This window comes from Erwinia sp. E_sp_B01_1 (assembly GCF_036865545.1).
In the GTDB taxonomy this organism is placed as follows: domain Bacteria; phylum Pseudomonadota; class Gammaproteobacteria; order Enterobacterales; family Enterobacteriaceae; genus Erwinia.
Map to the genome: position 1 here is coordinate 2530620 of NZ_CP142208.1, position 13924 is coordinate 2544543.

12 protein-coding genes and 2 pseudogenes are annotated in these 13924 nt (G+C 53.3%); 5 read left to right on the forward strand and 9 right to left on the reverse strand.

What is annotated here, in order from left to right; genetic code table 11:
• Nucleotides 1-256: 256 nt before the first annotated feature.
• Entirely contained in the window at nucleotides 257-1090 is an 834-nt protein-coding gene (locus tag VRC33_RS11990) for an SIS domain-containing protein (protein ID WP_338556089.1), read from the forward strand.
• Here the strand turns inward: VRC33_RS11990 and VRC33_RS11995 are convergent.
• Genes VRC33_RS11995 through VRC33_RS12005 form a run of 3 tightly spaced genes read right to left on the reverse strand, consistent with a single transcriptional unit; the run spans nucleotide 1087 to nucleotide 4223 of the window.
• Nucleotides 1087-1413 carry a YdbL family protein gene (locus VRC33_RS11995; RefSeq protein ID WP_338556091.1) on the reverse strand — a complete coding sequence of 109 codons (327 nt, stop codon included), beginning with the start codon at nucleotides 1411-1413 and terminating at the stop codon, nucleotides 1087-1089. The genes VRC33_RS11990 and VRC33_RS11995 overlap by 4 nt on opposite strands.
• Nucleotides 1414-1423: 10 nt before the next feature.
• Complete coding sequence (locus VRC33_RS12000) at nucleotides 1424-1612, reverse strand: YnbE family lipoprotein (protein ID WP_338556093.1); 189 nt, start codon at nucleotides 1610-1612, stop codon at nucleotides 1424-1426.
• A complete protein-coding gene (locus VRC33_RS12005) occupies nucleotides 1599-4223 on the reverse strand; it encodes a YdbH family protein (RefSeq protein WP_338564281.1) in 2625 nt (874 codons plus the stop codon). Before VRC33_RS12005 ends, VRC33_RS12000 begins: the two co-directional genes overlap by 14 nt.
• A gap of 201 nt (nucleotides 4224-4424) precedes the next feature.
• Here VRC33_RS12005 and VRC33_RS12010 point away from each other — a divergent pair, with 201 nt between their 5' ends.
• On the forward strand, nucleotides 4425-5426 hold the full coding sequence (locus VRC33_RS12010) for a 2-hydroxyacid dehydrogenase (RefSeq protein WP_338556095.1): 1002 nt from the start codon (nucleotides 4425-4427) through the stop codon (nucleotides 5424-5426).
• Between the two features lie 22 nt (nucleotides 5427-5448).
• Here the strand turns inward: VRC33_RS12010 and VRC33_RS12015 are convergent, their stop codons facing one another.
• A complete protein-coding gene (locus VRC33_RS12015) occupies nucleotides 5449-5724 on the reverse strand; it encodes a DUF333 domain-containing protein (RefSeq protein ID WP_338556097.1) in 276 nt (91 codons plus the stop codon).
• 360 nt (nucleotides 5725-6084) lie between these two features.
• On the opposite strand from VRC33_RS12015, the gene VRC33_RS12020 reads away from it, so the two are divergent.
• A complete protein-coding gene (locus VRC33_RS12020) occupies nucleotides 6085-6372 on the forward strand; it encodes a putative quinol monooxygenase (protein ID WP_338556099.1) in 288 nt (95 codons plus the stop codon).
• A gap of 52 nt (nucleotides 6373-6424) precedes the next feature.
• Here the strand turns inward: VRC33_RS12020 and dbpA are convergent, their stop codons facing one another.
• From dbpA to zntB, 4 genes are all read right to left on the reverse strand, one after another.
• Complete coding sequence (gene dbpA / locus VRC33_RS12025; protein ID WP_338556101.1) at nucleotides 6425-7804, reverse strand: ATP-dependent RNA helicase DbpA; 1380 nt, start codon at nucleotides 7802-7804, stop codon at nucleotides 6425-6427.
• A gap of 148 nt (nucleotides 7805-7952) precedes the next feature.
• Nucleotides 7953-8846, reverse strand: coding sequence for a tRNA 2-thiocytidine(32) synthetase TtcA (gene ttcA, locus VRC33_RS12030; RefSeq protein WP_338556103.1), 894 nt, complete (start codon nucleotides 8844-8846; stop codon nucleotides 7953-7955).
• A gap of 175 nt (nucleotides 8847-9021) precedes the next feature.
• Complete coding sequence (locus VRC33_RS12035) at nucleotides 9022-9174, reverse strand: hypothetical protein (RefSeq protein ID WP_338556105.1); 153 nt, start codon at nucleotides 9172-9174, stop codon at nucleotides 9022-9024.
• Nucleotides 9175-9450: 276 nt separating this feature from the next.
• On the reverse strand, nucleotides 9451-10434 hold the full coding sequence (gene zntB, locus VRC33_RS12040) for a zinc transporter ZntB (RefSeq protein ID WP_338556107.1): 984 nt from the start codon (nucleotides 10432-10434) through the stop codon (nucleotides 9451-9453).
• A 334-nt stretch (nucleotides 10435-10768) separates the two neighbouring features.
• On the opposite strand from zntB, the pseudogene VRC33_RS12045 reads away from it, so the two are divergent.
• Nucleotides 10769-12124 (forward strand): annotated as a pseudogene (locus VRC33_RS12045) (PTS transporter subunit EIIC); the annotation flags it as partial.
• 31 nt (nucleotides 12125-12155) lie between these two features.
• Nucleotides 12156-13547 carry a 6-phospho-beta-glucosidase gene (gene ascB, locus VRC33_RS12050; RefSeq protein ID WP_338556111.1) on the forward strand — a complete coding sequence of 464 codons (1392 nt, stop codon included), beginning with the start codon at nucleotides 12156-12158 and terminating at the stop codon, nucleotides 13545-13547.
• A 79-nt stretch (nucleotides 13548-13626) separates the two neighbouring features.
• Here the strand turns inward: ascB and VRC33_RS12055 are convergent.
• Nucleotides 13627-13779 (reverse strand): annotated as a pseudogene (locus VRC33_RS12055) (CAT RNA binding domain-containing protein); the annotation flags it as partial.
• Nucleotides 13780-13924: the final 145 nt, after the last annotated feature.

The window sequence follows — 13924 nt, forward strand, 5'->3', positions numbered from 1 at the left end:
ATTGATCATGTTAGACGGACCCATAACCATTAATAAAAAACAGATTTAATTACGGAGGTGATATTTAAAAATCACGTTAAAAAATTTAGTTATAAATTAATAACAATCGTATCGGGGCTTTTTATTTTGGATAATCAGAGATTGTGATAAGATTTTTTCATGATTATCAGCAGGGACCTGGTATAACTCAATGAATGACAAGAAAATATCCACTCAGGGAATGGAAAGTGCATTGGCTACAGGCGCAAGAATTAAAATGTCTTTGTCCCAGCTCAATGCCACAGAACGCAGAATTACTGAATGGCTGATTACTAAAGGCAATATCACGGGAAACACCAGTTTGCGTGAAGTTGCTGTAACGCTTGGTGTCTCTGAACCTTTGCTGGTTAAAGTGGCCAAGAAGATAGGCTTTTCAGGTTATCGCGAGTTACGCAGCGCCCTGCACGACTATTTCAGCGTACTGCCCTATGAACGTGAAGAGGAGATTACGGAACATGACAGTCTGGATACGGTATTAAATAAAGTTTTTTCAAACAGCATTCAGGCATTGAAAGAAGCCCGCTCGGTGGCTGATACCTCGGTGATAAGCAAAGCTGCACGGATGATTTTTCAGGCGCGGAGGGTGATTATTTTTGGCGTTGGGGGCTCTGCATCGGTAGGCCTGGATTTTGAGCACAAACTTCTGCGGATCGGCATCCTTAGCCATACCTACAGCGATCACCACCTGATGCTGATGGCAGCCAGCCAGTTTGATCACCAGGATGTGGTTGTAGCAATATCCCAGACTGGCGACACCCTGGAGATGATCAACGCCGTTAAAACGGCGCGCTCGCATCAGGCAAAGGTTGTCTGCATCACCAAAGACGAGGGTACCCCACTTTCACAGTGTGCCGATCTCGCCATTTTCAGCCCCTCAATGGGCGGCCCGCTGCTCGGTCAGAATGCTGTGGCCAGGGTGATTCAGCTTAACCTGCTGGACAGCCTGTTTATTGCTATCCTGCTGGAAGATTTCCCGAACAATAGCGAAAAACTGGCACGAGGACTGGAAATTGTCAGCCCGCTGCATGGTGGTGTTAAGTCATCCTGTTAAGGCGATTTTTTTAGCCACTGTCCGTTAATGCCCCTGACGTACTCTCCGGGGGCTGCACGTTCTACCAGCTTTTGTCCGGCAATCCGCCCTACTTCGGCCGTGGTCAGATTATTGCGCTGCGCCAGCGTCTGATAGTGCTGCATCCGCCCCTGATTGATACGTACCACCAGGGCCTGAGTGTCTGGGTCCTGCTTAAGAGGCGCGATATAGCCTGACAGGGTTTCCCCTACCAGCCCCTGCTGGCGTGCCTGATCCAGCGTCACCGCCAGGGCGGCGGGTGACAGCAATAAAAGGGCTACCACAAGGCTTTTTAGCTGTTTCATTCTCGTCCCCTCAGAACAGATCGCTCTGGTTTTTTAACAACGCCTCAACATCTTTATCCACCTTGATATGAATTTCATGCTCAATTTTGACGTTCATATTGATGGTGATCGGTTCCTTTGGGGCTGCGACTTCGATGCGGGGAACACAGCCGCTGAGCAACAGTATTCCGGCGGGCATCAGCAGGCTAATGCGTATCATTGATCGTTTCCTTGTGCGTCGGCAGCGCGGCATTTTGCTCTATCCAGGATTGCAAATTATCGCCAAAGCGCAGGCTGCGCCAGAGTTGAAAGAGATTTTCCTGCTGCGTGTAGTTAAGCGACACGCGCTGATTTTTATCGCTGAATCGGCTGGTGCCATTGACCTCAGCCTTCAGGGTCAATCCGCCGAGATTATCGATGTCCAGGGTGGCCCAACTGCGCGAAATCTCCATGTAACGCAGCCAGTCCATCGCCGCCCCAGCCGCAATGTTACTGCTGGCGATGGCATCGGCGAAGTCCTTATCCAGCCTGACCGTCAGCGGGCCGCTGTTGGCTATCCACCCGTCTTTAATCAGCCAGTGCGGATTGTTCAGCCATAACGGCAGTGCCCCGTTGATATGGCCGGACATGGCAATCTGTTTGGGTTTTAACGCCGTGACCAGTTCGCTCATGCTGATATTGTTCAGCCTTAGCGTGGCCGCTTCCGTCTGCGGAACCTGCAAACTTTCCAGGCTGAGTTGCCCACCCAACACATCCACAGCCACGTTGCTCAGGCGCAACGGCTGACGGTCGTTCCACGGGTACCAGCCCTGGAGATCTGCGTTGATATTGTGCAGGGCAAACTGATTGCGGACCTCTTTGATCCGCAGGGAAACCGGCCCTTTTGCACCGAAATACCACTGATGCGCTTTGAGGCGGAACGGCAGTGAAAAATCGATGCCGTTGATGACGTTATCCGGCATCCAGATGCTGCCCTGACTGACCACCCAGTGCCCACCGGCTTCAAAACCCTGATCGCTGGCTGCTGAGAAAGCGACCTGCGCTTTCAGCGTGCCATCCTGAATTTTCATCTTCAGATCGTCACTGAGCAGCGGCTGGAATACTGACAGAGGCTGCTCTGGCCACCAGGCCTGGCCCCTGAGGCGTTCACCATCCCAACGCCCCTGCACGCGTACCGGACCAATAGCTTCAGCCTGTAGCGAACCTTTATAGTTAAATGTGGCAGGATCGCGCCCCTTCAGTGCCAGTTCGAGCCTGGCAGGGGGAAGATAGCCGCCTTCAGCGAAGGTTGTGCGCTGAGCATCCAGCCGGAACCTGCCTTCAAAAGCAGGATGGTCGCTGTCCCGCTGCCAGTGAACCGGCGCGTCGAGTTTCAGACGAGGCGCACGAACCTTCACATTCCCGTAGCTGATCTGGTCGAAGCCGGTAGAGAGTGACGACAGTTCAATCAGCCGATCCTGCCAGCGCCCTCGTCCGCTCATGTCCCATTTTGCTGAGAGCGGGGCCATATAGCCTTCGCCCCAGTAGCGCCAGAGCCACTGCCCTTTATCCGGCCAGAAATCAGTAGCGCGGCCATCAAGATGCAGCCGGAAACGGCCCATCTGCGCATCGTGAGCGGTGAGAATGGCCTGTAACCGGCCCCCTATTCCGGCAGATGAAACGGTGACGCCAGCCAGCGGCCAGCGCGCCTCATCCACTTCCAGCGTGGAGAGCAGCCTCCCGCGCATGCGCAACAGCGCGCCGGGTTGGAGGACGAGTTTTGGGTCCAGCAATGGCCCCTGTACTTCTCCGGGCAGACCTGCGTAAAACTGTAACTGTGCAAGCTTGCTTTCGCCGGTGATACGGAAGGGTAACCCGCTGTCAGCCCAGTCCAGATGCCCCGGCCCCAGCGTCAGCACCACGTTACCCTTGCCGCCGCGCCCCTGAGTCAGCACGTTCAGCCTGCCGGTTATCTCTGTCGCCGGAATGCCCTTCTGCCACTCTTTCAGCGAAAGCGTCACCCCGCCAGAGAGCGGTTGAGCGGCATAAGGCCAGCGCCACTGGCCCTGCTGGATGAGAATTTGCTGGTCAGAAATTTTCCACGGCAGCGTCACCAGCGCCTGCTCCTCACCCTGCTGATGCACCACCATTTGTCCCTGCTGCTGCTGCCAGTCCAGATTAACCTTCAGCGGGGCAGAAATGCCCTGTAATGAGACATTGCCCGTGAGCTTTCCCTCATCCGGTAATGCATTGGGGATCGCGGGTAAATTCAGGGTTCCCGCTAAAGTGATGGGCTCCGGAACACCTGGCGCATTGAGCGTTAATGACTGAATGGCTAACTGTTGTCCGGTAAGGTCAGCCTGCAAAGAGAGGTTTTGGCTTTTATAAGTAACTTTTTGTGTTTTGCTGTCCAGACTGAGCTTAAGCGCCCCGCCCCAGGCCTGCCAGGGGGAGATACTGAGATGAGTGATGGCGATATCTGCACCGGGCAGCATCGCCTGCCAGTCGGCCAGAGAACGTGGCGCGCTGGCTTCACCGGCAGGAAGTTTGCTGGCACAGGTGCTGTCAATAGTCAGACTGTCTGCGTTCAGGGTCCATCGTCCCGCTGTCCGCCCCAGAGCCAGCGCTTTTACTGCTGCCAGCTTACAGTCGGCAACCTGGTAAACCAGGCCGGGTAGCAATAGCTTTCCCGACTGCCAGCGCGGATTCTCCTCCATCACCAGCGTGGTGTTAACGGGCAGCCACAGCCCTACCAGCTTCGGTAGCCATTGGGTCACAGTCAGCAACAGGCTGGCGATCGACAGCAGTACAATCAGCACCACCGAAATGACCACCTTCCAGCCACGGGAGATCTCAGTCAAGGTTCCGTTCCATCCGTGAATATCTTGGGGTGAAATGATGGCATGGATTAGCACAAGGGAGAAGTTTTTAACCAGTAATCAACAGACTTCGCGCAAATTTAGTTCGTGTATCCCTTCAGATTCGCCGCTTGTTGAGAATTATTGTTACTATGCTGTTAGTAGTATCCCTTTTACGGTCACAGGAGAGCGATCATGAAATTAGCGGTGTACAGTACCAAACAGTACGACCGGAAATACCTTGAGCAGGTCAACAGGGAGTATGGCTTTGAACTGCAATTTTTTGACTTTCTGCTGACCGAGAGCACCGCCAAGAATGCGGTGGGCTGTGAGGGTATCTGCATTTTTGTGAACGACGACGGTGGCCGCGTCGTGCTTGAAGAGCTGGCAGAGATGGGGGTTAAATTTGTGGCTCTGCGCTGTGCCGGTTTCAATAATGTCGATCTGGATGCGGCCAGAGAGCTGGGGATTAAAGTAGTTCGCGTGCCGGCCTATTCTCCGGAGGCCGTGGCGGAACATGCGGTCGGAATGATGATGACCCTTAACCGCCGGATACACCGGGCTTATCAGCGAACACGCGACGCCAATTTTTCCCTCGAAGGCTTAATCGGCTTCAATATGCATGGCCGTACGGCGGGCGTGGTGGGAACCGGGAAAATAGGTCTGGCAACCCTGCGTATCCTGAAAGGCTTTGGTATGCGGCTGCTGGCATTTGATCCCTGGCCCAATCCGCAGGCTCAGGAGCTGGGTGCGGAATATGTCGATCTTCAGACTCTGTTTAAAGAAGCCGACGTGATTACGCTGCACTGCCCGATGACGCCGGAAAATCACCACCTGCTGAATATGTCTGCCTTTGATCAGATGAAAGACGGCGTGATGATTATCAACACCAGTCGCGGCGGATTGATTGATTCTCAGGCCGCGATAGATGCGCTTAAAATGCAGAAGATTGGGTCGCTGGGAATGGACGTTTATGAAAACGAACGCGATCTATTCTTTGAAGATAAATCCAACGACGTCATTCAGGACGATATCTTCCGTCGCCTTTCCGCCTGCCACAACGTGTTGTTTACCGGCCATCAGGCGTTTCTGACGGCAGAAGCGCTGACCAGCATTGCAGAAACCACCCTGAAAAATCTCCAGCAGCTGGAAAGTCAGCAGGTCTGTCCGAACGAGATAACGGAGCCCAGCGCCTGAGTTGATATCACATCCGCTGGCGTTAGCGTGCGCAGCTTCCACTGGAAAGCGCATTTTCGCCGCAGCGACGGCCGTTTGCTAACTGGCACATGCCCACAGAGCTGCCGTCAAGCTGGCGCGATAAGGCCAGCGTTCCACCAGCACTGGCGCAGGTACTGGCTGCAAAATCAGACATTACCACGCGGGGGGGAACATGGGCGCTGGTTGCCTGCTGCGGCGGTTCGTTGTCGGTTTCGCTGCTGCTGCAGGCGGACAGCAACAGCGCACAACCTACAAGCAGAAAAGTTGCTGCTTTCATCTATTCTCCGGGGGGCGGTGATTATGCAGGAAGCCAGCATAAGCTACGATTCAGAGCGGGTCGAGGGCTGTCACGAATATTTACCAAATTAAAACGATCGAAATAGCAATAGCCTGCCGTCTCATTTTATAAGGAGACGGACTGTGAAAAGTAAAAGGTATACAAATCTGAGGGTAAGGCAGGTTTAGGGACCGCCTGTCTGATATTGCACTGGCTGGCGCTCCACAGGGCTTAACCGGATGAGATCGTCAGATCAGGGCTGGAGGCCAGTCTGTTAAGAGACAGTAAAAAGCAGGGAATGCGTATCACGAAAGCGCCATCCATGAGTATGATGGCAATGTTAACTATAAGGAGAAGTGGATGACCGATAAAAATATCCTCATCGTGGCGAAATTCACTGCCCGGGCAGGAAAAGCCGATGAGTTAAAAAAGGTGCTGAACGCGGGAGTAAAACCTGCACGTGCTGAAGAAGGTTGCCTGCATTATGACCTCTATCGCAGCGTGGAAGACGGGAATGTATTCCTGTTTCATGAAACCTGGCGCAATGCAGAAGCAGTGGAAATTCATGGCAACCAGCCACACTTTAAAACGCTGATGGCCGATGCAGAACCCCTGCTGGCCCAACCGCCCGAAGTGCATAAAGTCTGACGGCGTCAGGATCAAAAAAGGCCAGATATCTGGCCTTTTTATTGAGCGGAATTTACTTCAGCAGACGTGCCCGGCAGGATTTGCCTTTGATTTTCACCTGCTGCAACTGCTTCATCGCCTGACGGGCGCTTTCGTGACGAATTGCCACATAAGCCAGCGTCGGACCAATGTCGATTTTTCCAATCGCTTCGCTTTTCAGCCCTGCTTCGCCGGTCAGCGCTCCCAGAATGTCGCCCGGACGTATTTTCGCCTTGCGGCCGCCATCCAGACTCAGGGTTTCCATTTCTGCCAGTAGAGGCTGAGCCGCTACCGACTTCAGTTCAGACACGCTGTGCCAGCTCAGTTTTTGCTGAAGGTAATCTTCCAGCGCATGGGCACGGATCATCTCATCTGGTGCAACCAGGCTGATTGCAGATCCTTCTGCCCCGGCTCGCGCCGTACGGCCAATACGGTGAACATGGACTTCCGGATCGAAGGAGAGCTGATAGTTCACCACCATCGCCAGCGCCTTAATATCCAGGCCACGGGCAGCCACGTCTGTGGCAACCAGTACCCGGCAACTGCCGTTGGCAAAGCGGATCAGCACCTGGTCACGGTCACGCTGCTCTAAATCACCGTGCAGCGCCAGTGCGCTAATCTGGCTGTTGCCAAGCGCGTAAGCAATATCATCACACTCTCTTTTGGTGTTGCAAAACACCACACAGGAGCTGGGTTTACGATCGCTTAACAGGCCAATCAGCGCGGTTAACTTCTCACGCGGACCTGCTTCATAAAAACGCTGCTCAATGGCGGGCAAATCGGATACCACATCCGTTTCTACCGTTACCGGGTCGCGCTGGATAGTCTTGCTAATCTGCGCGATGCCCTGAGGCCAGGTGGCGGAGAACAGCAGCGTCTGACGGGATGGCGGGCAATAGCGGATGATCGCATCGATATCCTCACGAAAACCCATTTCCAGCATGCGGTCTGCTTCATCCAGTACCAGCGTAGTGATCTGGTCCAGCTGCAATGTTTCACGCTTCAGGTGATCGAGAATACGGCCTGGCGTACCGACCACAATATGCGGTGCGCGCATCAGCGAATCCCGCTGGGCACCCATAGGTTGTCCGCCGCACAGGGTCAGAATTTTGATATTCGCGGTAAAGCGAGCCAGCCGGCGCAGCTCTTTCGCCACCTGGTCAGCCAGTTCACGCGTGGGGCAAAGCACCAGCGACTGGGTAACAAACTGGGTCACATCAATACGGTGCAGAACGCCAAGACCAAATGCAGCCGTTTTGCCACTGCCGGTTTTAGCCTGGGCACGGACGTCTTTCCCCTCCAGAATGGCAGGTAATGCAGCAGCCTGGACGGGCGTCATGGCGAGGTAGCCCAGCTCGTTCAGATTCTCGATCTGGCTGGCTGGCAGGGATGTCAGGGTTGAAAAAGCAGTCACAAATTACTCTCTGAGAAAAACGGCGTGCGGATTGGCGCTGAGTGTAGCAGAAAACCACGACTTTCCGTTACCGTCGGGCGGTTGCAGGCGCAGCGCCCTGAAGAGTTAAAAGCCGGCCAGCGCTGTAGTGCCGGCCGGGAAAATAAAATCAGAGGTTGGTAACATCAATAAACAGGGACTTATCGATGTTGGTTGAGGAGACCGTGGCCTCAGTAAAGGCGTACTCTTCCCTCTCCCCTTCCCGATCCAACGGCAGATTGACAAAATCAAACAGGTTGCGGTCCGCCAGCTGGCTTGGGCTGACGTTCTGAATGGATTTAAACACGCTCTCAACCCTGCCCGGCTCTTTCCTGTCCCATTCGCTCAACATCGCTTTGATCGCCTGACGTTGCAAATTCTCCTGAGAACCACAAAGGTTGCAGGGAATAATGGGGAAGTTTTTATGTTCCGAGTAAGCAATCAGGTCTTTCTCACGACAGTAGCTCAGCGGTCTGATTACCACGTTACGGCCATCGTCGGAGCGCAATTTTGGCGGCATCGCTTTCATCCGCGCGCCATGGAAAATATTCAGGAACAGGGTCTCAACGATGTCATCAAGATGATGGCCCAGCGCAATTTTGGTCGCGCCAATGCGTTCTGCAAAAGAGTAAAGGGTGCCACGGCGCAGCCTTGAGCAGAGGCCACAGGTGGTTTTTCCTTCCGGGATTTTCTCTTTCACCACTGAATAGGTGTCTTTATCGACGATGTAATAAGGGATGTTCAGGCTTTCAAAATAGTCTGGCAGGATGTGTTCCGGGAAACCAGGCTGCTTTTGATCCAGATTGACGGCCACCACTTCAAAATTAATGGGCGCAACCTTTTTTAAATTCAGCAGGATATCTAACATGGCAAAGGAATCTTTGCCGCCGCTCATGCAGGCCATCACCACATCATTCTCTTCGATCATATTGTAATCGATGATGGCATTGCCAACGTTGCGGCGCAGGCGTTTCTGAAGCTTGTTATATTCAAGCGACTCTTTTCTTGTATCTGTCTGATTCATAGCTACTTCTCACACCGCCGAAAAAAATCGACTGCTGATTTCCTGGTTAAACCCTTTTATGGCGGGGAGTATACGGGTTTTTAAGTAAGGTTTAAATAATCTGCGCAGGCAGAAAGCCTGATGCGGAGGGCTATGCTGTCAGGCCGGTTAACCGGCGACCGGCCTGACAAGTCAGTTACATATGTGGAGGCGGGTCAAGAATCGGGTCCGGGTCGCCTGGCGAAGGATCCGGCATTGGCTGTGGCGTAGGAATAGGATCCGGAATCGGCGTGGGATCGGTTGGAACAGGATCGGATGCGCGTGGAGAGTCCATAGTGTGAAATGACATATCTTCCTCCTCAGTCTTGGCTTGAACCTTAAGCATAGGCACCCCATTCACCGCTGGCAAATAGGCAAAAAAAAGCCGGGATAACCCGGCTCGTACGAATCAAATATGCTATGCAGTAATTCAAAATAAGGAAGTAAGACAATATGGAGCGCAACGCCCATCGCTTGACGTTGCATTCACCTGCGGAAAAGAGTTTGCCCCAACATCAGCGGGCAGATATTGATTTTGGTCATTTTTATCTGCGCTTTTGCCCGCTAATACCGTTTTTTGCTCACATCATAACCATTTACGGCGTTTCATCCACCAGGCCACGGCCAGTACCAGGGCTACCAGTAAAAAGCAGAAGGTGCCAAAGCCGTAACGCCACTCTCCGCCAGGGATCCCCCCCAGGTTAACGCCAAACAGGCCGGTAAGGAAAGTTGTGGGCAGGAACACCATTGCCAGCAGCGACATGGTATAGGTCCGACGGTTCATCGCCTCAGCCATTACCGAACTGATCTCATCAGCCAGCACGGCGGTTCTTGAGACGCTGGCATCAAGATCGTCCAGCCCCCTGCCCAGCCTGTCTGAAATATCCTGCATCCGGCGCCTGTCGTCATCGCTCATCCAGGGGAGACGCTCGCTGGCTATTCTTGAAAACACATCCCGCTGGGGCGCCATGTATCTGCGCATGATAATCAGCTGCTTACGAATCAGCGCCAGCTCCCCCCGCGGCGGGACTTGTTGATCCACCACCGCATCTTCAAGGTCGATGATTTTATCGTGCAGTTCTTCAATAAACTCGCTGGTGTGATCCGTCAGGGCATCGCACACCTCCACCAGCCAGCTGCCACCGTTAACCGGGCCGTTGCCGTTTTGCAGGTCGGTTAACACCTCATCAATGGCAAACACTTTGCGCTGACGGGTTGAGACAATCAGTTTGTCGTTGATGAAGACCCGGATCACAACCAGCTGATCCGGGCGGGATTCGCTGTTGAGGTTTACGCTGCGCAGAGTGATCATCGTGCCATCGCCCAGACGGCTGACGCGGGGACGCATGCTGTCGCCTCCCAGCGCATCACGTACCGAATCCGGCAGCAGAGGGGTCGACAACAGCCAGTCTGCACTTTCCCGGTGGGTGTAATTAAGGTGCAGCCAGCAGGGCTGGTCGCAATTAATGACGTCTTTATCCTCAATGGGAATGAGGCCCCCTTTTCCATCCAGCTGACAGGAAATGATGGCGTCTGATACTTGTAAGGCCTTGCCTGCAATTACATCCACAACTGCTCCGCATTTAGCATAATCAATGCGAAACAGTCTAGCCTGCCCACTCGTTGTTGCAAAACAGGCTTATTACCGGAGCCGTTAAAAACTCTGTCATTGTGTAAATTATTTAAGAGGCGGCTCACGAAATAAACATTGTGTGACGCTTAAGGGTTGTTATTCACAAGGCGTTATTGAAATATCCATCCAGTTACCAAGGATTGTTACTGTTCAATCAGGCAAAACCTGACCCGCTGACTTTCACCTGAAGGTGTCAAAACAAGCGGGTCAGGTTTTTTTTGCTCCTCAGTCAGCCGCTCGTACCGGGCCTCTACCTCAAAGGAATGATGAGATGGAATATCACCAGGTTGCGCAGGATATTGTCAGCAGCGTGGGAGGATCAGCGAATATTCAGTCGCTGATCCACTGCGCCACGCGCCTGCGCTTTAAACTCAGAACGCCTCCGGCCAAAGAGATCACCGAAAAGCTGAAAATACATCCCGGGGTTATTACCGTTGTAGAGAGCGGCGGACAATATCAGGTAGTCATCGGCAATCATGTCGGCGAGGTATTTAAAAGCATCCTTAAAGTGAGTGGCTTTAACGAAGAAGAAAACCCATCAGCCTCTCAGGGAAAACAGACGCTGTTTGTCCGTTTTATCGATATTGTTTCGGGGATCTTTACCCCTGTTATTGGTGTTATGGCGGCCTCGGGTATTTTGAAGGGGCTGCTGGCACTGGCGCTGGTATTGGATCTGCTTCAGGAGCAGAGCGGCAGCTATAAAACGCTGTTCGTCGCCAGCGACGGTCTGTTCTTTTTCCTGCCAGTGGTCCTGGGGTATTGCGCCGGTAAGAAATTCGGCGGCAATCCTTTTATCTGTCTCTCCATTGGTGCGGCGCTGGTGCATCCGGTAATGCTTGAAGCCCTGAGCCGGGAGCAGGCCGGTCAGGGTACGCTGTCGTTTTTTGGCGTCCCCATTATTCTGATTAATTATGCCTCTTCGGTGATCCCCATCCTCCTTTCAGCCTGGCTCTCCTGCCAGATTGAACGGCGAATCAACGGGCACTTACCTGCCGCAATCCGCAACTTCGCCACCCCGCTGATTTGCCTGGTGGTGGTGGTTCCCCTGACCTTCCTGCTGATTGGCCCGGTAGCCACCTGGCTCGGGCAGATGCTGGCGAAGGGCTATCTGTGGATATACGGGCTGGCTCCCCTGGTTGCCGGGCTGTTTGTTGGCGGCGTCTGGCAGGTCTGCGTGATCTTTGGCCTCCACTGGGGGCTGGTGCCGCTGATGTTCAATAATCTCAGCGTCTTTGGCGAAGATACTCTGGGGCCCTTGCTGCTTGCTGCGGTAATGGGCCAGGCAGGCGCAACGTTGGGCGTCATGCTGCGCACTCGTGACAATAAACTAAAAGGCATTGCCGCCTCGGCACTCAGCGCCAGCATTTTTGGGATCACCGAACCCGCCGTATATGGCGTCACCCTGCCTTACCGTCGTCCCTTTATTTTCGGCTGTATCGGCGGCGCACTTGGCTCAGCGGTGGTGGGCTTTTACCAGACCAAAGTCTATTCCATGGGCATGGCGAGTATTCTGACGATTTTTCAGTACGTACCTAAAACAGGTCTGGATGCCACAGTGCTTGCGGCTATTGGCGGTGCGCTTATTGCGTTCGTCTTTGCGGCAGTGGCCACCTGGCTCTTCGGATTGTCCGGAGGAAAAACCACACAAGGAGAGGATCATGACTGCACGTTTTCCAGAAGGATTTTTATGGGGAGGCGCATTAGCGGCTAATCAGGTTGAAGGGGCATGGCAGACCGCAGGGAAAGGGCTGTCCACCTCAGATGTACAACCCCAGGGGATTTTTGGCGAGCGCGTTACACGCCAGCAAGGTGATTTCAGCATCAAGGATACGGCAATTGATTTTTATCATCGTTATCCCCAGGACATAAAGTTGTTTGCCGAAATGGGTTTTACCGTACTGCGTATATCCATTGCGTGGTCGCGCATCTATCCACAGGGAGATGAAAACCAGCCCAATGAAGAAGGACTGGCCTTTTACGATCGGCTTTTTGATGAGATGGCTGAATACAATATCACCCCGCTGGTGACTCTCTCACATTATGAGATGCCGCTCGGGCTGGTGGAAAATTATGGCGGCTGGGGAAACCGCAAAACCATCGACTTCTTTGGCCACTATGCACGCACCCTGTTTGAACGCTACAAAGACAAAGTCAGCAACTGGCTCACCTTCAATGAAATCAACATGTCACTCCATGCGCCGTTCACCGGCGTAGGGTTACCTGATGGCAGCAGTATGCAGGCTGTTTACCAGGCGATTCACCATCAGCTGGTCGCCAGCGCCAGGGCTGTCAGAGACTGCCACATCAGTAATCCGCAAGCCCGTATTGGCAATATGCTGCTGGGTGGCCTGCTTTATCCCCTGACCTGTCATCCTGACGATATGCTTGAGACTCAGCAACGCAACCGGGAGTGGCTGTTCTTTGGTGATGTTCAGGTGCGGGGTTACTACCCGGCCTGGATGGCGCGATTCTTCTCTGAAAACCAGATTGAATTAAGGTTCAGCGAGCAGGATAAAGAAGATCTTCAGCATACCGTCGACTTTGTCTCCTTCAGTTACTACATGACGGGTTGCGCCACCGCTGCTGAAGATGCCGCACAGCTGCGGAGTAATATTCTTAATATGGTGCCCAATCCGCACCTTTCGGCCTCAGAGTGGGGATGGCAGATCGATCCTAAAGGATTGAGACTGTTGCTGAATGACCTCTACGACCGTTATCAGAAACCGCTGTTTATTGTTGAAAACGGACTGGGTGCCCTGGATAAAGTGGAAGCCGATGGCTGCATTCACGACGACTATCGCATTGATTACCTCAACGACCATCTGATGCAGGTCAGCGAGGCAATAGCGGATGGTGTTGATGTGCTGGGCTATACCAGTTGGGGGCCCATTGACCTCGTAAGCGCCTCCAAAGCACAGCTGTCCAAACGCTATGGGTTTATTTATGTTGATCGTGATGATCAGGGAAAGGGCACGCTGGAGCGTTCACGCAAAAAGAGCTTTTACTGGTATCAGCGGGTGATCAAAACGCAGGGCGCTTCTCTGAAATAGATTTTTACCGGGGGCAACCACCGGCCCCTGGCACTTCGCCAGCCTCATGAGAGTCAGCCGGGCAGTCTGAACCCTGCCCCTGCAGGACAAATATTTTGTCGACGTTTTGCGGATCAATCCTGTCGCCGGGGTGCTTGCGAAAAGCCAGCCCCCGCCCCATTACCACCTGTTCGAAGCCCAGCTCATCATGAACCAGCGCCACGTTATTATTTAATACTTTGATTATTTTCATATCCTTACCGAAAATAAAATCCCGGTTATCCCGGCGCTGAGGTTTTGCCAGCCACAGCAGTAACTCTCCAGCGGTTACCTTAATTCATTGTCAGCGCAGCTCAAGTTCGGGGCGATGGAACTGTGATAACTCTCGTAATTTACTG

Excerpts from the sequence above, each read along its gene's own strand:
- VRC33_RS11990 (WP_338556089.1), top strand. The coding sequence starts at position 257 with ATGTCTTTGTCCCAGCTCAATGCCACAGAACGCAGAATTACTGAATGG.
- VRC33_RS11995 (WP_338556091.1), bottom strand. The coding sequence starts at position 1,413 with ATGAAACAGCTAAAAAGCCTTGTGGTAGCCCTTTTATTGCTGTCACCC.
- VRC33_RS12000 (WP_338556093.1), bottom strand. The coding sequence starts at position 1,612 with ATGATACGCATTAGCCTGCTGATGCCCGCCGGAATACTGTTGCTCAGC.
- VRC33_RS12010 (WP_338556095.1), top strand. The coding sequence starts at position 4,425 with ATGAAATTAGCGGTGTACAGTACCAAACAGTACGACCGGAAATACCTT.
- VRC33_RS12015 (WP_338556097.1), bottom strand. The coding sequence starts at position 5,724 with ATGAAAGCAGCAACTTTTCTGCTTGTAGGTTGTGCGCTGTTGCTGTCC.
- VRC33_RS12020 (WP_338556099.1), top strand. The coding sequence starts at position 6,085 with ATGACCGATAAAAATATCCTCATCGTGGCGAAATTCACTGCCCGGGCA.
- ttcA (WP_338556103.1), bottom strand. The coding sequence starts at position 8,846 with ATGAATCAGACAGATACAAGAAAAGAGTCGCTTGAATATAACAAGCTT.
- VRC33_RS12035 (WP_338556105.1), bottom strand. The coding sequence starts at position 9,174 with ATGTCATTTCACACTATGGACTCTCCACGCGCATCCGATCCTGTTCCA.
- ascB (WP_338556111.1), top strand. The coding sequence starts at position 12,156 with ATGACTGCACGTTTTCCAGAAGGATTTTTATGGGGAGGCGCATTAGCG.